Genomic DNA, 18,819 nt, shown 5'->3' with positions numbered 1-18,819 from the left:
ACGATTCCCGGCCCGGCCACCACGAGTGGCGCCGTCGGGAACGATGGAGGCCACGGTGTCCGACGAGCGAACCCTCCACGAAGGTCCGGCCACCTTCGGTGAAGTGTTCGCCCAGCGCGAGTACCGAGCGGTCCTCACCGCCACCACCCTCTCCTGGATCGGCGACTACATCGCGAAGGCCGCGGTGACCGTCCTGGTCTACCGGGAGACCGACTCGGTGGCCCTGTCGGCGGCGGCGTTCGCGGTCAGTTACCTGCCGTGGCTGATCGGCGGCCCGCTGCTCTCCACGGTGGCCGACCGGTGCCGGTACCGGTCCGTGATGGTCAACTCCGACCTGCTCCGGATGGCGCTGGTCGCGCTGGTCGCCGTGCCGAACCTGCCGGTGTGGGCGATCCTCGGCCTCCTCTTCGCCACCACGCTGGCCAATCCGCCGAGCCAGGCCGCCCGCTCCGCGCTCATGCCGGTGATCCTCAGCGGCGACCGGCTGGTGGTCGGTCTCTCCCTCAACAGCAGCGTCGGCCAGGCCGCCCAGGTGACCGGGTACCTGGTCGGTGCCGCGATCGCCACCGCCAGCCCCACGGCCGCGCTGCTGGTCAACGCGGCCAGCTTCGGCGCGTCCGCGTTGATCGTGCGGTTCGGGGTCCACGACCACCCCCGGATGGCCACCGCCGAGCCGGGCGCCTCCCTGCTGCGGGAGACCGCGGCGGGTTTCCGGATCGTCTTCGGGACCCCGGTGCTGCGGTCGATCGCCGTACTGGTGTTCAGTTCGATGCTCTTCTCCATCGTCCCCGAGGGGTTGGCCGGGGCCTGGGCGGGCGAGCGCTCCGGTGCGGGCGTGGACGCCGCCGCCAGCCAGGCCGTGATCATGGCTGCCGCCCCGGTCGGCTTCATCCTCGGCGGTCTGATCATCGGGCGGGCCGTCCGGCCGGCCCGCCGGGTGGCCCTGATCCGGCCGTTCGCGGTGCTGGCTCCCCTGGTGCTGGTGCCGGCCCTGTTCGACCCACCGCCGGGCGTGGTGGCGCTGCTCGTCGCGGTCTGCGGCTTCTCGGTGGCCGGGCTGCTGCCGGTCGCCAACGGGCTCTTCGTCCGGGCCCTGCCCGACGGCTACCGGGCTCGGGCGTTCGGCGTGATGGCGACCGGCATGCAGGTGATCCAGGGCTTCGCGGTGATCGTCACCGGGCTGCTCGCCGAGCGGTTCTCCATTCCCGGGGTGGTCGGCGTGTGGAGCGCGGCCGGCGTGCTCCTGATGCTGGTGGTGGTGGCCCGCTGGCCGACCGCCGCCACCTTCGACGCCGCCATCGCTGCGGCGGCGGCGCCCGGCGGGCGGGCACACGTCGAGCCGTCGGCGGGCTCCGACGACGCCGCCCCCGCCCCGGCGACCGGGCTCGGTGTCGCGTCGACCGGCGAGCAGGCCGGTGACGAGAACCCGGTGACCGGACGGCGGGCGACGGCGGGCGGCACCGCCACGCTGTGACGGAGCCCGCACCCGCACGCGGGCGGCCGTACCCGCCGGGTCCGACGGCACCTGGCAGGATGGAACGGTGAGTGCCGCAGGTGACGCCGACCGCAATGACCTGACCCTCTTCGAGGCGGTCGGGGGTGAGCCGACCTTCCGCCGGCTGGTCGACGAGTTCTACGCCGGGATCGCCGAGGACCCGTTGCTGCGCCCGATGTACCCGGAGGAGGACCTGGCCCCGGCCGCGGACCGGATGACCCTCTTCCTCATGCAGTACTGGGGCGGGCCGAACACCTACTCCGCCCAGCGCGGCCACCCGCGGCTGCGGATGCGGCACGCCCCGTTCCGGATCGGGCCCGCCGAGCGGGACGCCTGGCTGCGGCACATGCGTCGGGCGGTCGACTCCCTGGAACTGCCGCCGGACGTGGCCACGGTGCTCTGGGACTACCTGGAGCGGGCGGCGTACTTCATGGTCAACGTGATGGACGACCCGGCCGTACGCTGACCGGTCGACGTGACGGAGGACCCGGCCGTACGCTGGCCGGGCCCACGGGGCCTGTCCCGCCTGCCCACTGAGCAGGACGCCCGGGGCGGGCCCGGGAGCGGAACGCCCGGGGCGGACGGAACCGGCGGCGGCCGGCCGGGAGTCCCGACCGGCGACGCCGTCCTCATTCCCCCGGACGGCGACGCCGTCCTGGGCCCCTCAGAGCAGGGCACCCTCGTCGTGCAGCCAGTCGACGAAGTTCGTCGCCACCGCCGCACCACAGTCGAGCAGCTCGACCAGGAGCGCGTCGTGCGTCCCGGCGCCCAGCGGCACCTGGAGTTCGGCGTAGATCGGCAGCTGTCCCCGCTCGGTCGGGTCGCCGATGTACGCCTTGCAGAACCGCCGCGTGTGGTTCCACTCGTTGACCACCCGGTAGGCCCGGTCGGCCCAGTCCGGCGGAACGGTCGCGTGTGGACGGGCCCGCATGACCAGGATCTCGTCCTCCGGCCCTTCCAGGGTGACCAGCACCGCGTGCCGTTCCCACATGGCCAGCAGGTTGCCGTCACCGTCCGCCAGGTAGCGGACGTCCAACAGGTCGAGCGCGTCGCAGACCCGACCGAGGGTCACCGGGCCGACGTCGGCCGACATCTCCTTGCGCACCGACCGGTCCGCGGCCGCGGCGAGACAGTCGTCTCCCGGCTCGCGCGGTGCCGGTGGTCCGACCCGGACGCTGCCCTCCATTGTGATCCCACTTCGACTGTCCGGCTCGCCACCACTGGCGTGGCCGGGGCGCCATGACCACCACGGCATCACTCGCGCACCTCACTCCCCAGCGGATCCGGACGCCTACCGTGCGTTGGATCCGAGGATGGACGGTACCCGGACAGCCGGCGTGAAGCATCCCCCCAACGCCAGCCCCGGGACGGAAGAAGGAATAGGGGTCATCCGTTCGGGTGATCACCCTGTGGCTTTATGGCAAGGTCTGCCACGTTCTGCGACCATGCCACTCCGTACGGCGCGGCCAGACCGGTCCAACGGTTGGCCAGGCGCACCTGCACCCCCTCGGCGGCGGCCCCTGCCGGCCCGAGGAAGCCCATCCGGACCACCCCCTGCACCAGTCGCTGACTCACCTCGACCCGCTCCCCCGCCTCGCCGGTCACCACCACCGCGACGTGGTCCAGCAGGGCGTCGCGGACCACGCGCTGCCCGACCGCCCGCCCCGCCACCCCGTGTGTCGCGGCGGCGCGCAGGGTGCCGGCCGCCGCGTCGGCCACCCGGCGCAGCTCGGCGGCGGGGATCGTCTCCACCACCCGGCCGGCCGCCGACGGCAGCGGCCAGCGCCACTGCGTGTCCCGCCGCGCCGGCAGGGCCGTCCCGGCCCGGCCCAGCTCGGCCAAGAGGTCGGCGGCGGCCACCGTGGCGTCGCCCGGCCCCGGGCCGGCGACCGTCCGGCAGACCAGCACCCCCCAGGGCAGCCGGGCCCAGAGCACCGTCCGGCCGGACCGGTCGACCGGCCGGAGCCGGACCACCGCCGCCGGGTCGAAGCGGACCAGCCGGGCCAGGAAGGCGCCCGCGTCGGCGACGCCGGCCAGCCCGTGCCCGCCCGGTCGGGCGGACGCGGGCCGACCGGCCACCGGGGCGCCGGTCACGCCGGCTCCCGCACGGGTGGCAGCGCGTAGTTCTCCAGGAAGGTCCGCTCGGCGTCGCTGAGCCGCCGCAGCCGCTTCTCCGCCAGGTCGTACGGGACCAGCACCGACCGGGCCCGGCTGGCCAGCACGTCACCGTCGTACAGCTCGTAGGCGATGGTGAAGGCCGCCCGGCGGATCTCCTCCACCCAGAGTTCGATCCGCACGGTCGGTGCCGCCTCCGCGGTGGCCCGAGCGAGCGCGTAGTCGACCGGGCGGACGTAGTCGATCTCGTGCCGGGCGATCACCACGCCCTCGGCGAACGAGCCGACCCCCCACGCCCGGCCGCCGGAGAACATCAACGCCACCCGCGCCTCCTCGTACAGGGTGAGGAAGCGGGCGTTGTTGACGTGCCCGTACGCGTCCAGGTCGGACCAGCGCAGCGTGCAGTGGTAGACGAAGCGGTCGCTCATGCTCAGTCGCGGGTCAGCTTGCGGTAGGTCACCCGGTGCGGCCGGGCCGCCTCCGCTCCGAGCCGGTCGATCTTGTTCTTCTCGTACGCCTCGAAGTTGCCCTCGAACCAGAACCACTTGGCCGGATCCTCCTCGTCGCCCTCCCAGGCCAGGATGTGCGTGGCGACCCGGTCCAGGAACATCCGGTCGTGGGAGATGACCACGGCGCAGCCGGGGAACTCCAGCAACGCGTTCTCCAGGCTGGAGAGGGTCTCCACGTCCAGGTCGTTGGTCGGCTCGTCGAGCAGGATGACGTTGCCGCCGATCTTGAGGGTCAGCGCCAGGTTGAGCCGGTTGCGCTCGCCGCCGGAGAGCACCTTGGTCGGCTTCTGCTGGTCCGGCCCCTTGAAGCCGAAGGCCGCGATGTACGCCCGGGACGGCATCTCGACCTTGCCGACCATCAGGTGATCCAGTCCGTCGGAGACCACCTCCCAGACGGTCTTGTCGCCGGCGAGGCCCTGCCGGTTCTGGTCGACGTACGACAGGGAGACCGTCTCGCCGACCCGGACCGCGCCGTCGGTCGGCTGCTCCAACCCGACGATCGTCTTGAACAGGGTGGTCTTGCCGACGCCGTTCGGGCCGATGATGCCGACGATGCCGTTGCGCGGCAGCGAGAAGGAGAGGTTGTCGATCAGCACCCGGTCGCCGAAGCCCTTGGTGAGCTTGTTCGCCTCGATGACCGTGTTGCCCAGGCGCGGGCCCGGCGGGATCTGGATCTCCTCGAAGTCCAGCTTGCGGGTCTTCTCCGCCTCGGCGGCCATCTCGTCGTACCGGTCGAGCCGGGCCTTGGACTTGGTCTGCCGGGCCTTGGCGTTGGAGCGGACCCACTCCAGTTCCTCGGAGAGGCGCTTCTTCATCTTGGCGTCGCGGCGACCCTCGACGGAGAGGCGGGCGGCCTTCTTCTCCAGGTACGTGGAGTAGTTGCCCTCGTACCCGACGGCCCGTCCCCGGTCCAGCTCGAGGATCCAGCCGGCCACGTTGTCGAGGAAGTACCGGTCGTGGGTGATCGCCAGGACGGTCCCGGCGTACTTGGCGAGGTGCTGCTCCAGCCACTGCACGCTCTCCGCGTCCAGGTGGTTGGTGGGCTCGTCGAGCAGGAGCAGGTCGGGGGCCTCCAGCAGCAGCTTGCAGAGTGCCACCCGGCGGCGCTCGCCCCCGGAGAGCTGGGTGACGTCGGCGTCCGGCGCCGGGCAGCGCAGCGCGTCCATCGCCAGTTCGAGCTTGGAGTCGATGTCCCAGGCGTCGGCGTGGTCCAGCTCCTCCTGGAGCTTGCCCATCTCCTCCATCAGCTCGTCGGAGTAGTCGGTCGCCATCTGCTCGGCGATCTTGTTGAACCGCTCCAGCTTCGCCTTGGTCTCGGCGACCGCCTCCTCGACGTTGCCGAGGACCGTCTTGGCCTCGTTGAGCGGGGGCTCCTGGGCGAGCAGGCCAACGGTGAAGCCGGGCATCAGTCGGGCCTCGCCGTTGCTCGGGCGGTCCAGCCCCGCCATGATCTTGAGGAGGCTGGACTTGCCCGCGCCGTTCGGGCCGACCACACCGATCTTGGCACCCGGCAGGAAGCTCAGCGTCACGTTGTCGAGCACGACCTTGTCGCCGTGCGCCTTGCGGGCCTTCTCCAGGACGTAGATGTACTGAGCCACGGTGCGGGCTACCTCCGTACGTTGCGATTGGGAGCCGGCGAGCGAAGGGCGGACCGGACCGCCCGGGTGCCGCCGGCCGTCGGCCGGGCGCACGCACGCCATCCTCAATCCTGACAGGTACGCCGCGCTCCGCCCACATCACCCCGCCCCCGGCGCTGTCGCCGCCTTCCCTGGTCACCGCCGACCCGTCAAGGGGACGTCGGGCAGATCACGTCCAGGTTCGGCCGCCGTCGGCCGGGGAAGTAACTGCCGCACGGGGCCCCAGACACCGCAGATACGCTCAGTACGCTCGTGCGGTGGACCCGTCGTTTACCGGAGGTGGCCGATCGTGACCGTCCGTAGCTCCTTTGTCGTTGTGGCGAACCGTCTACCGGTCGACGAGGTGAGCACTCCGGAGGGACGGCAGTGGCGCCGTAGTCCGGGCGGTCTCGTCACCGCGCTGCACCCGGTCCTCGCCGAGCACCAGGGCACCTGGGTCGGCTGGGCGGGCGGCACCGGCGCCGCCCCGGAGCCGTTCGACCTGGAGGGCATCCGGCTGCACCCGGTGCCGTTGAGCGCGGACGAGCTGGAGCGCTACTACGAGGGGCAGTCGAACGCGACGATCTGGCCGCTCTACCACGACGCGGTGGAGACCCCGGCGTACAAGCGCCGCTGGCGGGACGCGTACCGGCTGGTCAACGCCCGGTTCGCGGAGGCCGCGGCGGAGGTGGCGGCGGAGGGCGCGACGGTCTGGGTGCAGGACTACCAGCTCCAGCTGGTCCCGGCGATGCTCCGCGAACTCCGCCCCGACCTGCGGATCGGCTTCTTCCTGCACATCCCGTTCCCGCCGATCGAGCTGTTCATGCAGATGCCGCTGCGCGCCGAGGTGCTGCGCGGCCTGCTCGGGGCGGACCTGGTCGGCTTCCAGCAGCGGCTGGCCGCGCAGAACTTCGTCCGCCTGGCCCGGCACCTGCTCGGGCTGCGCTACGAGGGGCAGATGATCCAGGTCGACGGACGCCAGGTGAAGGCGGGCGCCTTCCCGATCTCCATCGACGTCCGGGAGATGGAACGGCTCGCCGCCGACCCGGCCATCCAGGCGCGCGCCAAGCAGATCCGGGAGGAACTGGGCAATCCGAAGACGATCATCCTGGGCGTGGACCGGCTGGACTACACCAAGGGCATCGAGCTACGCCTCAAGGCCTTCCGGGAGCTGCTTTCTGACGGAAAGCTGACAGTTCCGGACGCCGTCATGGTCCAGGTGGCCACCCCGAGCCGCGAGCGGGTCGAGCACTACCAGGCACTGAGAGTGAAGGTCGAGCGCGAGGTCGGCCGGATCAACGGCGAGTACGGACGGGTCGGCGTGCCGGCGGTCCACTACCTCCACCAGTCGTACTCTCGCAGTGAGCTCGCCGCGATGTATGTTGCGGCGGACGTGATGATGGTGACCCCGCTGCGAGACGGAATGAATTTGGTGGCCAAGGAGTACGTGGCATCGCGCGCCGACCAGGGCGGCGCGCTCGTGCTCAGTGAGTTCGCCGGTGCGGCGACCGAGCTGCGCCAGGCGTTTCTGTGTAACCCGCACGACCCGGAGGCGGTCAAGGAAGCCCTGCTGAAGGCTGTGCACGTGGAGCGGACGGAGGCCCGCCGCCGCATGCGAATCATGCAACGACACCTGCGGACCCACGACGTGGGCCACTGGGCCCGGTCGTTCCTCAGCGAACTCGGCACACCCGGCGTGGAGGCGGCGTGAACACGAGCGTCATCGAGTCCACGCCGACCCACGAGGTCATCGACCCCGAACTGCGGGCGGCGATCGGCCGGATCGCCCGGGTGCCGCAGCTCCTGGTCGCCTGCGACTACGACGGCACGCTGGCGCCGATCGTCGAGGACCCGAGCAAGGCGGTACCGCTGCACGAGTCGGTGGCTGCCGTCCGGGCGCTCGCCGCGTTGCCGCAGACCAGCGTCGCGGTGGTCTCCGGACGCGCGCTGCGCGACCTGGCCGCCCTGTCCCGGCTGCCCAGCGAGGTGCACCTCGTCGGCAGCCACGGCTCCGAGTTCGACATCGGTTTCGTCGAGCGGCTCAGCCCCGAGCTGATCGCCGTCCGCACCCGCCTGCGCAACGAGCTGCGGGAGATCGCCGCCGCCCACCCGGGCGTCCGGCTGGAGCGCAAGCCGGCCAGCGTCGCGGTGCACACCCGGGGGGTGCCGCCGCAGGTCGCGGCCAACGCCATCGAGGCGGTCCGCAGCGGTCCGGCCACCTGGGACGGGGTCACGGTCACCCAGGGCAAGGAGGTCATCGAGCTGTCGGTGGTCGCCACCCACAAGGGCACCGCCGTCGACCAGCTCCGTACCCAGCTCTCCGCGAGTGCGGTGCTCTTCATCGGCGACGACGTCACCGACGAGAACGCCTTCGGCAACCTGCACGGCCCCGACGTCGGCATCAAGATCGGGCCGGGCGACACGAAGGCGCACTTCCGGGTCGCCGAGCCGATCGAGGCCGCGCGGGCGCTGGCGCTGCTGCTGGACACCCGGCGACACTGGCTCTTCGGCGAGCGGGCGGTGCCGATCGAGCGGCACTCGATGCTCGCCAACGGGCGGACGGTCGCGCTGCTCACCCCGGAAGCCAAGGTCACGTGGCTCTGCCACCCGAAGCCGGACTCGGCGGCCATCTTCGCCGACCTGGTCGGCGGCAGCCCGGCCGGGCACTTCAGCGTCGCCCCCGAGCGGGGCGGCATCCCGCTGGGGCAGCGTTACCGCAACGGCACCATGACGGTGGAGACCCGTTGGTCCGGGCTGACCGTGACCGACTGGCTCGACCTGCCGTCCCGGGACGACGCGCCGAGCGGTTCGACCGTGATGTCCGGCGACTCCACCCTGATCCGGGTGCTCACCGGCTCCGGCCGGGTGCGGCTGGAGTTCGCGCCGCGCCCCGAGTTCGGTCAGGTGGCCATCCAGCTCCAGCCGCTCGGCGACGGGCTGCTGGTGCTCGGCTCCAACGAGCCGGTGTCGCTCTACTCCCCCGGCGTACGGTGGCAGGTGACCAACGACGGCGGGTACGAGACCGCCAAGGCGGTGGTCGACCTCTCCGCCGCCGGTGGGCAGGTCACCTGCGAGCTGCGCTTCGGCACGCACAGCCTGGAGCACCACCGGGTCCCGGTGCACGAGCGGCAGGCCACCGCCGAGCAGCCGTGGAAGGAGTGGGTGTCCTCGCTGCGGCTGCCGCAGACCGCCCGTGACCTGGTCGCCCGCAGCGCGCTGACGCTGCGGGGGCTCTGCCACGAGGCGACCGGCTCGATCCTCGCGGCGGCGACCACCTCGCTCCCCGAGGAGCTGGGCGGCGTCCGCAACTGGGACTACCGGTACTGCTGGCTCCGGGACGCGGCGATGACCGCGCGGGTGCTGGTCGACCTCGGCTCGCTGGCGGAGGCCGAGGGGCTGCTGCGCTGGGTGGACGGCTGCGTCGAGCGCACCGGCGGACACCCGGAGCGGCTGCACCCGCTCTACACCGTCGACGGTTACGAGCTGGGCGCCGAAGCGGTCATCGACACCCTCCCCGGCTACGCCGGCTCCCGGCCGGTCCGGGTCGGCAACCTCGCCAACCACCAGCTCCAGCTGGACGTGTTCGGCCCGATCGCCGACCTCATCGCGGGAGTGGCCGACGCCCGGGGCTCGGTGCGCGAGACCGAGTGGCGGGTGCTGGAGAACATGGTCGAGGCGGTCCGCCGCCGCTGGCACGAACCCGACCACGGCATCTGGGAGGCCCGCCTCCCACCGCGCCACCACATCTTCTCGAAGGTGATGTGCTGGATGACCGTCGACCGGGCACTGCACGTGGTGCGGCAGCACGGCGACGGCGACCGGCCGGAGTGGGTGGAGCTGCGCGAGCGGATCGGCGCGAACGTGCTGGAGCACGGCTGGCACTCCGGTGTCGAGGCGTACAGCGTGGCGTACGGGGACGAGGACATGGACGCCTCGTCGCTCTGGATCGGCCTGTCCGGGCTGCTCCCCGGCGACGACCCGCGCTTCCTCTCCACCGTGCTGAAGATCGAGGCAGACCTGCGCAGCGGACCGGTGGTCTACCGGTACCACTGGGACGACGGTCTGCCCGGCCGGGAGGGCGGCTTCCACATCTGCACGGCCTGGCTGATCGAGGCGTACCTGCGCACCGGTCGGCGTACCGACGCGGAGGAGCTGTTCCACCAGATGATCGACACGGCGGGGCCGACCGGCCTGCTCCCCGAGCAGTACGACCCGCTCGCCGAGCGCGGGCTGGGCAACCACCCGCAGGCGTACAGCCACCTCGGGCTGATCCGCTGTGCTCTGCTGCTGGACAACATGCTCAAGGTCTGAGCTGACGTACGACAGCGCCCGGAGGCCCCGCCTCCGGGCGCTGTCGCGTGTACGGCGGCAGTTGCCCTCCGCTCCCCGCTCGGCAGCCACCACGATCGATTGACACTCCCAGCACGTTCTGCTTGTATCAATAAATATTGACCATAAGCGATATGGCTGCGCACTTTTCAGGACGGAGACACGGTCGTGGGCAAAGTGATGAGAGCCTTGCGCGGGGCGGGCGCGGCGCTGAGTACGGTGCTGGTGGTCGCCAGTGTCGTGGTCGCCGGACCCAGTCCGGCCTCGGCGGTGGACTACTACTACGAGCTGCCCTACCCGGCGGGTGAGTCCTACCGGGTGACCCAGGGGCCGGAGGGCACCTACTCGCACGTCGGCCCGTACAACGAGTACGCCTGGGACTTCGGGCTTCCGGCCTGGTACGAGGTTTCCGCCGCGCAGGCCGGCACCATTCTCGTCTCCGACTGGTCGGTCTACCCGGGCAACGGCATCGAGGTGATAATCCGGCACTCGAACGGCCAGTGCACCCACTACATCCACCTGAACCAGGCGATCTACAACACCGGCGACTGGGTCCCGCAGGGCCGGGTCATCGGCTCGTCCGGCGCCACCGGCAACGCCACCGGGGCGCACCTGCACTTCCAGGTCATCAACTGCAACACCCGGGTGGGCATCCCGGCCACCCTCCAGGGCTGGTCACCGCCCACCGGCTCCTGGCCGGTGAGCGTCAACAACCGCGCCTGACCTCCGCTGGTAGGCCCGGCCTGCCGACCACCGACGGCCGGAGCGGGTCCGCTCCGGCCGTCGCCTTGTCCGCCCCCGCCGGCCGCCTTCTCCGCCCACGCCGGCCGCCTCAGCCGTCGAGCGCGCCCACCACGTCGCCGACCACCACCACAGCGGGCGGCCGGAGCCCTTCGGCGGCCACGTCGGCGGCCACCGCGCCGAGCGTCGACCGGAGCACCCGCTGTCCGCCGGTCGTCCCCTCCTGCACCACGGCCGCCGGGGTCGACGGGGCCCGCCCGTGCGCGACCAGGGTGGCGGTGATCGCCGCCAGGTTCTTCAGCCCCATCAGGATCACCAGCGTGCCGCGCAGCGCGGCCAGCGCCGACCAGTGCACCCGGGACTCCGGGTGCTCCGGGGCGAGGTGCCCGGAGACCACGGTGAACTCGTGGGCCACCCCCCGGTGGGTGACCGGGATACCGGCCACCGACGGGGCCGCGATCGAGCTGGTCACCCCGGGCACCACGACCACCGGCACCCCGGCCGCCGCGCAGGCGAGCACCTCCTCGCCGCCCCGGCCGAAGACGTACGGGTCACCGCCCTTGAGTCGGACCACGAACGCGCCACCCGACGCCCGCTCCACCAGGATCCGGTTGATCTCCTCCTGGGCCCGGGACGGCCCGTAGGGGATCTTCGAGGCGTCGACCAGTTCGACGTCCGGGTGCAGTTCGTCGAGGAGCAGTCCGGGCACCAGCCGGTCGGCGACCACCACGTCGGCCTCGGCGAGCAGCCGCCAGCCCCGCAGGGTGATCAGCTCCGGGTCGCCCGGCCCGGCCCCGACCAGGGCCACCTGCCCGGCCCGCCGCCGCGCCCCGAACACGGCGTCCGACCGCAGCGGGCTGTCCGGACCGTCCAGCAGCGCGCGGACGGCGTCGCGGGTCGCCCGGGACCGGTGCGGGTCGCCGCCGCCGAGCACGGCCACGGTCACCGGACCGTGCCGGGTCACCGCCGGGGTCCAGGCGCTGGCCGCGAACCGGTCGTCGGCGCGGACGCAGAAGATCCGGCGTTCGGCCGCGACGGCGCTGACCGCCGCGGCGGCGGCCCGGTCGTCCACCGCGACGTGGACCAGCCACGCCCCGTTCAGGTCGGCCGGGACGAAGCGGCGCGGTTCCCAGTGCAGCCGGCCGGCGTCGACGTGCGCACGCAGCGCCGGGGTGAGTTCCGGAGCGACCAGCAGGACGTCCGCACCGGCGTCCAGCAGCGCCGGCACCCGGCGGGTGGCGACCGTGCCGCCGCCCACCACGACCACCCGCCGCCCCACCAGCCGCAACCCCATCGGGTACGGATTCCCGCTCACGCCGCCGCCCCAGACCGTTCACCGGCGACGGTCCGCGCCACGCCGCCGAATCCGGTGGTCCTCCCGCTCACGCCGCCGCCCCGCCGACGAGCCCGACGCTTCTCTCGCTCACTTCTCGGCCACTCCCGCCGCGTCGAAGGTGGCCACCTCGTGCAGCACCCGGGCCGCCCCGGTCACCACCGGCAGGGCGAGCAACGCGCCGGTGCCCTCACCGAGGCGCAGCCCCAGGTCGATCAGGGGATCGAGCCCGAGGTGGCGCAGGGCGACGGTGGCGCCCGGCTCGGCGGACCGGTGCCCGGCGACCATCGCGCCCACCGCCTCCGGCGCGAAGGCGGCGGCGGCGAGCGCGGCGGAGACCGCGATCACGCCGTCCAGCAGCACCGGGATCCGGTGGGCCGCGGCGGCCAGGATCAGCCCGGTCAGTGCGGCGTGCTCCAGACCACCGACGGCGGCGAGCACGCCGAGCGGGTCGGCCGGGTCCGGCCGGTGCCGGTGCAGCGCCCGCCGCACCACGTCCACCTTCCGCCGGTACGTCTCGTCGTCCACCCCGGTGCCCCGGCCGGTCGTCTCGGCCGGGTCGGCGCCGGTGAACGCGGCGACCAGGGCGGCCGACGGGGTGGTGTTGGCGATGCCCATGTCCCCGGTGAGCAGGATGCCCGCCCCCGCCGCGATCAGCTCCTCGGCGACCCGGATGCCGATCTCCACCGCCGCCCGCGCCTCGTCCCGGGTCAGTGCGGCGGTGACGGTCAGGTCCCGGGTGCCGGGGCGGACCTTCGCCGCCACCAGCCGGGGGGCCTCGGGCCCGCCGGCCGGATCGGGGCTGGCGAGCGGCAGCGGGGTGGCCACGCCGACGTCGACCACGGTGACCGTGGCACCGGCCTGGCGGGCGAAGGCGTTCACCACCGCCCCGCCGGCGAGGAAGTTGCCGATCATCTGCGCGGTGACCTCCTGCGGCCAGGGGGTGACCCCCTGGGCGTGCACGCCGTGGTCCCCGGCGAAGATCGCCACCGCGGCCGGTTCGGGCAGCGGCGGCGGGCAGGTGCCGGCCAGGCCGGCGAGGCGTACCGAAAGATCCTCCAGGGTGCCCAGGGAACCGGCCGGCTTGGTCAGCCGGGCCTGGAGGTCCCGGGCGGCGGCCATCGCCGCCTCGTCGAGCGGGCCGATGCCCGCGATCGTGCTCTCCACCATCACGCCTCCAGGATCTCCGCCAGTACCTCGGTGAACGCGTCGGTGGTCCGGGGGTCGCGGACCGCCACGCGCAGCCAGTCCGGGCCCAGCCCGGGAAAGGTGTCGCCCCGACGCACCGCCCAGCCCCGGTCCCGCAGGGCGAGCCGGATCCGGTCCGCGCCGGGGATCTCCACCAGGACGAACGCGCTGGCCGGGCGACCCGCGACGCGTACCCCGGGCAGGGTGGCGAGGCGGGTCAGCAGGTGGTCGCGGTCGGCGGCGAGGCGCACGGCGATGGCGCGTTCCGCGGCGACCGCCTCCGGCGCGGCGCAGGCGGTCGCGGCGGCCAGCGCCGGGGTGGAGACGGCCCAGAGCGGCTGGACCCGGGCCAGCCGGTCCACCAGGGCGGTCTCGCCGAGCAGATAGCCGATCCGCAGCCCGGCCAGCCCCCAGGTCTTGGTGAGGCTGCGCAGCACCAGCAGGCCGGGCAGGTCGCGTCGGCCGGCCAGCGACTCCGGCTCACCCGGCACGCCGGGAGCGACCGTGGTGTCGGCGAACGCCTCGTCCACCACCAGGACCCGACCGGGCCGGGCCAGCGCGGCGATCGTCGCGGCCGGATGCAGCACGGAGGTCGGGTTGGTGGGATTGCCGACCATGACCAGATCGGCGTCGGTGGGCACCCGGGCCGGGTCGAGCCGGAACCCGTCGGCCGCGTCGAGCAGCACCCGCTCCACCCGGTGACCGGCGGCGACGAGGGCGGCCTCCGGCTCGGTGAACTGCGGGTGCACCACCACCGGCCGGCGGATCCCGCGCAGGGCCTGCGCGATCAGCACGAAGGCTTCGGCGGCCCCGGCGGTGAGCAGCACCTCCGCCGGGGAACGGCGGTGCCGGGCGGCGACCGCCGCGCGCGCCGGGGCCGGGTCGGGATAGCGGGCGAGGTCCGTCAGGGTGGCGGCCAGCGGTCCGGCCAGCCAGGGCGGCATCGGGGCCCGCCGGACGTTGACCGCGAGGTCGACCAGGCCGGCACCGACCTCGACGTCACCGTGGTGGCCGAGGTCGGGTTCCGGCACGACGCCCGACGGCGCTCCGATCGGCTGACCACGCATGCCCGCGATCCTGCCGGGAAGCCGGCGCGCGGGACAGCGGATCGGGGCGTGGGACGCGTCACCACCGCCGGAATCCAGGACCCCGGCGTCCGGACCCCCGACCAGATTATGAATATGACTCATCTCTTAACGGGATATGTCATAGCTTGACGGCGTGAGCTACCGACCCCTCTCCTTCCTCGGTCGTTGTGTCCCTCTCCTCCGCGCCGGCCTGATCGCGGGGATCATCCTGGCCGCCGTGGCGTACCCGATCGTGGCCGTCGCCGGCATCGGCGCCAGGGCCGGCGCGGAACTCTCCGAGCACCGGGCCGACCTGCTCCGCACCTCGCTGCCCGCCGAGACCTCCTACGTCTACGCCGCCGACGGCAAGACCGTGCTCACCATGTTCTACGAGGAGTACCGGCAGTACACGAAGCTCAAGGACATCGCGCCGAGCATGCAGCAGGCCATGGTCGCCGCCGAGGACTCCCGCTTCTACCAGCACCGGGGCGTGGACCCGAAGGGTGTCGTCCGGGCGTTCGTCGCCAACTCGCAGTCCGGCGGCGTCTCCCAGGGCGCCTCGACGATCACCATGCAGTACGTCCGGATGGCCCTGCGGGACAGCGCCACCACCCCGCAGGAGGTGCAGGAGGCGACCGCGCAGACCAGCATCCGCAAGATCCGGGAGATGCGGCTCGCCCTGGACGTGGAGAAGCAGATGTCGAAGGAGGACATCCTCGAGCGCTACCTGAACTCGGCGTACTTCGGCCACCGGGCGTACGGCATCTACGCCGCCGCGCAGATCTTCTTCTCGAAGAAGCCGAAGGACCTGACCCCGGTCGAGTCCGCCACCCTGGCCGGTCTGGTCAAGTCCCCCTCCGAGTACGACCCGGTCACCTCCGACCAGCAGGAGGCGATCGGCCGGCGAAACTACGTGCTGGAGCGGATGGGGCAGCTCGGCTACCTCTCGCCGGAGGCCGCCGCGCGGGCCAGCACCGAACCGCTGCGGCTGGACCAGAGCGACCCGCGCAACGACTGCGCCTCGATCCCGCAGCGGCACAACAGCCTCGGCTTCGCCTGCGACTACCTGAAGAACTGGTGGAGCGCCCAGCCCGCGTTCGGCGAGAACCGGCTGGAACGCATCGACGAACTGCGCCGGGGCGGCTACCGGATCGTGCTCAGCATCGACCCGAAGATCCAGGAGGCGGCGGAGAAGAACATCGACGCCAAGGGCACCACCGGCAGCCCGTTCGCGCACGGCCTGGTCGTCGCCGAGCCGGGCACCGGCCGGGTCAAGGCGATGGCGGTGAACCGGACGTACTCCCTGGACACCAGCGAGAACGGGCCGACCTCGAATCCGGAGGCCGACCCGAAGGTCAAGGCCAACTTCCCGAACACGGTCACACCGCTGCTCGGCGGCGGCAGCCTCGCCGGATACCAGGCCGGTTCGACGTTCAAGATGTTCCCGATGCTCGCCGCGCTGGACGCCGGGATGCCGCTCTCCACCGCGTTCGACGCGCCGCACCGGTACCGCTCCGAGGTCTACGACGGCTGGTCGCCCTCGAACGCGAGCGGGGCGATGACCGGTCGACAGACCATGTGGTCCGGCTTCGGCAAGTCGGTCAACACGTACTTCGTGTGGCTGGAGGAGAAGGTCGGCGCGGACCGGGCGGTCCGCCTCGCCGAACAGCTCGGGCTGCGCTGGCGTACCGACGTCGACCGGCACCACGCGTCACCGGAGAAGGCGAAGACGTGGGGCGCGTTCACCCTCGGCGTCTCCGACGCGACGCCGCTGGAGCTGGCCAACGCGTACGCGGCGATCGCCGCCGACGGCCGGTACTGCGAGGCGATGCCGGTGCTGTCGATCACCAACCGGGACGGCACCCCGGCCACCTACCGGACCCCGGCCGGACTGGAACGCGAGGTGGCCAAGCCGCGCTGCCGGCAGGTGGTGGACGCCGGAGCGGCTCGGGCCGCCACGGACGCGGCCCGCTGCCCGACCGGGGACACACCGGCACGGGGCAGTTGCGGGGGCTGGTCCACCGCCGACAGCGTGCGGGGTACCGTCGGCCGCCCGGTCGCCGGCAAGACCGGTACCACCGACAGCACCCGGGCCGCCTGGTTCGTCGGCTACACCCCGGAACTGGCGGCGGCGAGCTTCATCGCCGACCCGGACAACCCGTTCAACGCGGTCGGCGACGGGCAGTCGCAGAAGCCCGTCGACGCGGTGGCCAAGACCCTCCGGGACGCCCTCAAGGGCCAGCCCACCCGTCAGTTCACCCCGCCACCGGACCGGATGGTCGGCTGACCCGACCGGGCGACGCCGGACCGGCCCCGGCCCCGGTCCGGCCCCGGTCTGATCCGGCTCTGAGGGGCGTCAGCGCAGGTCGGCGCTGACGAAGGACCAGAGTTCCAGGTCGACGCGGTTGCCCCGGACGTAGCCGGCGTTGCGCAGCAGGCCCTCGTAGCTGAACCCGGCCTTCTCGGCCACCCGGCGGGAGGCCACGTTGCCCGGGGCCACCCGCAACTCGACCCGCTGGAACCCGTGCTCCATGATCAACGCGATGGCCAGCGCCAGGACCGCCTCCGCCGCCAGGCCGTAGCCACGCGCCTCCGCCGCCATCGCGTACGAGACCTCGGTGAGCCGGGCGCCCCAGTCGGTCCGCTTGGTCCAGAGACAGCCGACCACCCGGGCGTCCTCCCGACGGACCACCGCGAAGTGGTCGCCGTCGCCGCTGTCCCGGCGTTGCCGGGCCAGGTCCGTGCACCAGGCCAGCCCGTCGATCTGTCCCGCCTCGTCGGCCAGCGGCAGCCAGCGCTGGGTCAACCGGTCCGCGAAGATCACCGAGACCGGGTCGGCGTCCCGGGCGGTGTGCCGGCGTACCTCGGTGCGCGGGGTGGAGACGATCAGCTCCGGGAAACGGCGCACCGCCACCTGACCGATCACGCCGGGACTCCCGGGGTGTGGTCGGCCCGGACGACGGCGACCCGCACGGTGGGTTCGGCACCGGTCGGCACGGTCGCTCCGGGACCGGTCGGCACCGGGGCCCGCCGGGCGGCGGCGACCAGCCGGACGGCGATGTCCGGCGCGCCGGCCCAGTGCAGGGCGAGCTGTGAGGCGTACCCGCCGGACCAGACGTGCCCCTCGGGCGGGCCACCCGGCCACGTCCACGCCGGGCGGTCCCCGGCCCGGGGCGTGAGCACCGCCCGGTGCTGCTTGAAGCCGACGCGTACCGCGCCCCGGGGCGCCACCAGGCACTCCGTCGCGGCCGTCGCCTCCCGGTAGCCGAGCACCATGCCGTCCTGGGTCGTCCCGGTCGCGTCGAGCACCCCGCACATCGGCCGGCCGTCCAGCTCCCGGGCCAGCCAGAGCAGGCCCGCCCCCTCGGCCAGCACCGGGCGTCCGGCGCGGGCCAGCTCGGCCACTGCCGCGCGGAGCCGGTCGTTGGCGGAGAGCTGCTCCGCGTACGCCTCGGGCAGCCCCGCCCCGACGACCAGCGCGGCGGTGCCCGCCGGCAGGGCCTCGTCGCGGATCGGGTCCACCGGGACCACCTCGGCCCCGGCGGCGGCGAGCAGTTCCGCGGTCTCGGCGTACCCGTAGCCACCGCGTGCCGTGCCGGCGAGCGCGACCACCGGGCGGTCCGGCCGGGCGGCAGCGGACGGTACACCGGGTGACCAGGGCTCGACCGCCAACGGCGGCGCGGAGCGGGCCAGCCCGAGCAGCCCGTCCAGGTCGACCCGGCCGGCGATCCCGTCCCCCAGCCGCCGGACCGCCCGGGTCACCTCCGGCTCCCCGGCCAGCGCCGGCACCATGCCGTACGACCGGGCCGGGAACATCGGGGGCAGGTCCCCCGGACGCAGCGACCCGAAGACCGGTACGCCGATGTCGTCCAGGGCCTCCCGCAGCAGCCCCTCGTGCCGGGGCGAGGCGACCCGGTTCAGGATCACCCCGCCCAGCCAGAGCAACTCGTCGTAGGAGCGGAAGCCGTGCACCAGCGCGGCCACCGACTGCCCCATCGCCGAGACGTCGACCACCAGCACCACCGGACTGCGCAGCGCGGTGGCGACCGCGGCGGTGGAGTCGACCTCGGACGGGCCGGCGACGCTGTCGTAGAGGCCCATGGTGCCCTGCACCAGCGCCAGTTTCGCCCCGGCCGCCCCGTGCGCGAAGAGCGGGGCGACGCGTTCCGGCCCGACCAGTCGCGGGTCGAGGTTGCGCCCGGGTCGCCCGTCGGCGGCCACCCCGAGGTAGGCGGCGTCGGCGTGGTCCGGTCCCACCTTGAACCCGGCGACGTCCAGGCCCCGTTTCCGGAAGGCGGCGACCAGGCCGATCGAGACGGCGTTCTTGCCGTGCCCCGACGAGGGCGCGGCGACCACGAGACGTGGCACGACGCTCATCATCGATCCTCCGTGGCGGCGGTACGCGGCGAACGCGCACGGTCGGTGG

The 18,819-nt window shown here is 73.2% G+C and carries 15 protein-coding genes; 6 read left to right on the top strand and 9 right to left on the bottom strand.

Annotated features, from left to right (window positions below; all coding sequences use genetic code 11):
- Positions 1–43 precede the first annotated feature (43 nt).
- Positions 44–1,474, top strand: a complete 1,431-nt coding sequence (locus tag AB0F58_RS16785) for an MFS transporter (protein WP_357143188.1) — start codon at positions 44–46, stop codon at positions 1,472–1,474.
- A gap of 67 nt (positions 1,475–1,541) precedes the next feature.
- Entirely contained in the window at positions 1,542–1,961 is a 420-nt protein-coding gene (locus AB0F58_RS16780; RefSeq protein WP_357143186.1) for a globin, read from the top strand.
- 198 nt (positions 1,962–2,159) lie between these two features.
- On the opposite strand, the gene AB0F58_RS16775 is transcribed toward AB0F58_RS16780, so the two are convergent.
- From AB0F58_RS16775 to ettA, 4 genes are all read right to left on the bottom strand, one after another.
- On the bottom strand, positions 2,160–2,750 hold the full coding sequence (locus AB0F58_RS16775) for a YbjN domain-containing protein (RefSeq protein WP_357143184.1): 591 nt from the start codon (positions 2,748–2,750) through the stop codon (positions 2,160–2,162).
- Between the two features lie 131 nt (positions 2,751–2,881).
- Complete coding sequence (locus AB0F58_RS16770; RefSeq protein WP_357143182.1) at positions 2,882–3,589, bottom strand: hypothetical protein; 708 nt, start codon at positions 3,587–3,589, stop codon at positions 2,882–2,884.
- Positions 3,586–4,038, bottom strand: a complete 453-nt coding sequence (locus AB0F58_RS16765) for a thioesterase family protein (RefSeq protein WP_357143180.1) — start codon at positions 4,036–4,038, stop codon at positions 3,586–3,588. Before AB0F58_RS16765 ends, AB0F58_RS16770 begins: the two co-directional genes overlap by 4 nt.
- Before the next feature lie 2 nt (positions 4,039–4,040).
- Positions 4,041–5,717 carry an energy-dependent translational throttle protein EttA gene (ettA, locus tag AB0F58_RS16760; protein ID WP_357143178.1) on the bottom strand — a complete coding sequence of 559 codons (1,677 nt, stop codon included), beginning with the start codon at positions 5,715–5,717 and terminating at the stop codon, positions 4,041–4,043.
- A 328-nt stretch (positions 5,718–6,045) separates the two neighbouring features.
- On the opposite strand from ettA, the gene AB0F58_RS16755 reads away from it, so the two are divergent.
- From AB0F58_RS16755 to AB0F58_RS16745, 3 genes are all read left to right on the top strand, one after another.
- Entirely contained in the window at positions 6,046–7,446 is a 1,401-nt protein-coding gene (locus AB0F58_RS16755; RefSeq protein ID WP_357143176.1) for a trehalose-6-phosphate synthase, read from the top strand.
- Positions 7,443–10,046 carry a trehalose-phosphatase gene (otsB, locus tag AB0F58_RS16750; protein ID WP_357143174.1) on the top strand — a complete coding sequence of 868 codons (2,604 nt, stop codon included), beginning with the start codon at positions 7,443–7,445 and terminating at the stop codon, positions 10,044–10,046. The genes AB0F58_RS16755 and otsB overlap by 4 nt, the downstream gene beginning before the upstream one ends.
- A gap of 198 nt (positions 10,047–10,244) precedes the next feature.
- Entirely contained in the window at positions 10,245–10,787 is a 543-nt protein-coding gene (locus AB0F58_RS16745; RefSeq protein WP_357143172.1) for a M23 family metallopeptidase, read from the top strand.
- A gap of 109 nt (positions 10,788–10,896) precedes the next feature.
- Here the strand turns inward: AB0F58_RS16745 and cobA are convergent, their stop codons facing one another.
- The 3 genes from cobA to cobC all read right to left on the bottom strand — a co-directional run bounded on the left by cobA (position 10,897) and on the right by cobC (position 14,393).
- Positions 10,897–12,120 carry a uroporphyrinogen-III C-methyltransferase gene (gene cobA, locus AB0F58_RS16740; protein WP_357143170.1) on the bottom strand — a complete coding sequence of 408 codons (1,224 nt, stop codon included), beginning with the start codon at positions 12,118–12,120 and terminating at the stop codon, positions 10,897–10,899.
- Between the two features lie 108 nt (positions 12,121–12,228).
- Positions 12,229–13,308 carry a nicotinate-nucleotide--dimethylbenzimidazole phosphoribosyltransferase gene (cobT, locus tag AB0F58_RS16735; RefSeq protein WP_357143169.1) on the bottom strand — a complete coding sequence of 360 codons (1,080 nt, stop codon included), beginning with the start codon at positions 13,306–13,308 and terminating at the stop codon, positions 12,229–12,231.
- Positions 13,308–14,393, bottom strand: coding sequence for an Rv2231c family pyridoxal phosphate-dependent protein CobC (gene cobC / locus AB0F58_RS16730; RefSeq protein ID WP_357143167.1), 1,086 nt, complete (start codon positions 14,391–14,393; stop codon positions 13,308–13,310). Before cobC ends, cobT begins: the two co-directional genes overlap by 1 nt.
- 154 nt (positions 14,394–14,547) lie before the next feature.
- On the opposite strand from cobC, the gene AB0F58_RS16725 reads away from it, so the two are divergent.
- Positions 14,548–16,680 (top strand): transglycosylase domain-containing protein, encoded by a 2,133-nt coding sequence (locus AB0F58_RS16725; protein WP_357143165.1) that lies wholly within the window; start codon positions 14,548–14,550, stop codon positions 16,678–16,680.
- Between the two features lie 69 nt (positions 16,681–16,749).
- Here the strand turns inward: AB0F58_RS16725 and AB0F58_RS16720 are convergent, their stop codons facing one another.
- Both AB0F58_RS16720 and AB0F58_RS16715 read right to left on the bottom strand, forming a co-directional pair.
- Positions 16,750–17,319 carry a GNAT family protein gene (locus tag AB0F58_RS16720; RefSeq protein WP_357143163.1) on the bottom strand — a complete coding sequence of 190 codons (570 nt, stop codon included), beginning with the start codon at positions 17,317–17,319 and terminating at the stop codon, positions 16,750–16,752.
- On the bottom strand, positions 17,316–18,770 hold the full coding sequence (locus tag AB0F58_RS16715) for a cobyrinate a,c-diamide synthase (RefSeq protein ID WP_357143285.1): 1,455 nt from the start codon (positions 18,768–18,770) through the stop codon (positions 17,316–17,318). The genes AB0F58_RS16720 and AB0F58_RS16715 overlap by 4 nt, the downstream gene beginning before the upstream one ends.
- Positions 18,771–18,819 lie beyond the last annotated feature (49 nt).

Origin of the sequence: Micromonospora sp. NPDC023956, from assembly GCF_040639195.1 — a bacterium.
Lineage (GTDB): Bacteria > Actinomycetota > Actinomycetes > Mycobacteriales > Micromonosporaceae > Micromonospora.
The sequence above is the reverse complement of the archived record's forward strand: the minus strand, read 5'-3'. Positions and strand labels throughout refer to the sequence as shown.

Coding starts and splice junctions, on each gene's coding strand:
- AB0F58_RS16785 (WP_357143188.1), top strand. CDS start 44: ATGGAGGCCACGGTGTCCGACGAGCGAACCCTCCACGAAGGTCCGGCC.
- AB0F58_RS16775 (WP_357143184.1), bottom strand. CDS start 2,750: ATGCCGTGGTGGTCATGGCGCCCCGGCCACGCCAGTGGTGGCGAGCCG.
- AB0F58_RS16765 (WP_357143180.1), bottom strand. CDS start 4,038: ATGAGCGACCGCTTCGTCTACCACTGCACGCTGCGCTGGTCCGACCTG.
- AB0F58_RS16745 (WP_357143172.1), top strand. CDS start 10,245: ATGAGAGCCTTGCGCGGGGCGGGCGCGGCGCTGAGTACGGTGCTGGTG.
- cobT (WP_357143169.1), bottom strand. CDS start 13,308: ATGGTGGAGAGCACGATCGCGGGCATCGGCCCGCTCGACGAGGCGGCG.
- cobC (WP_357143167.1), bottom strand. CDS start 14,393: ATGCGTGGTCAGCCGATCGGAGCGCCGTCGGGCGTCGTGCCGGAACCC.
- AB0F58_RS16715 (WP_357143285.1), bottom strand. CDS start 18,770: ATGAGCGTCGTGCCACGTCTCGTGGTCGCCGCGCCCTCGTCGGGGCAC.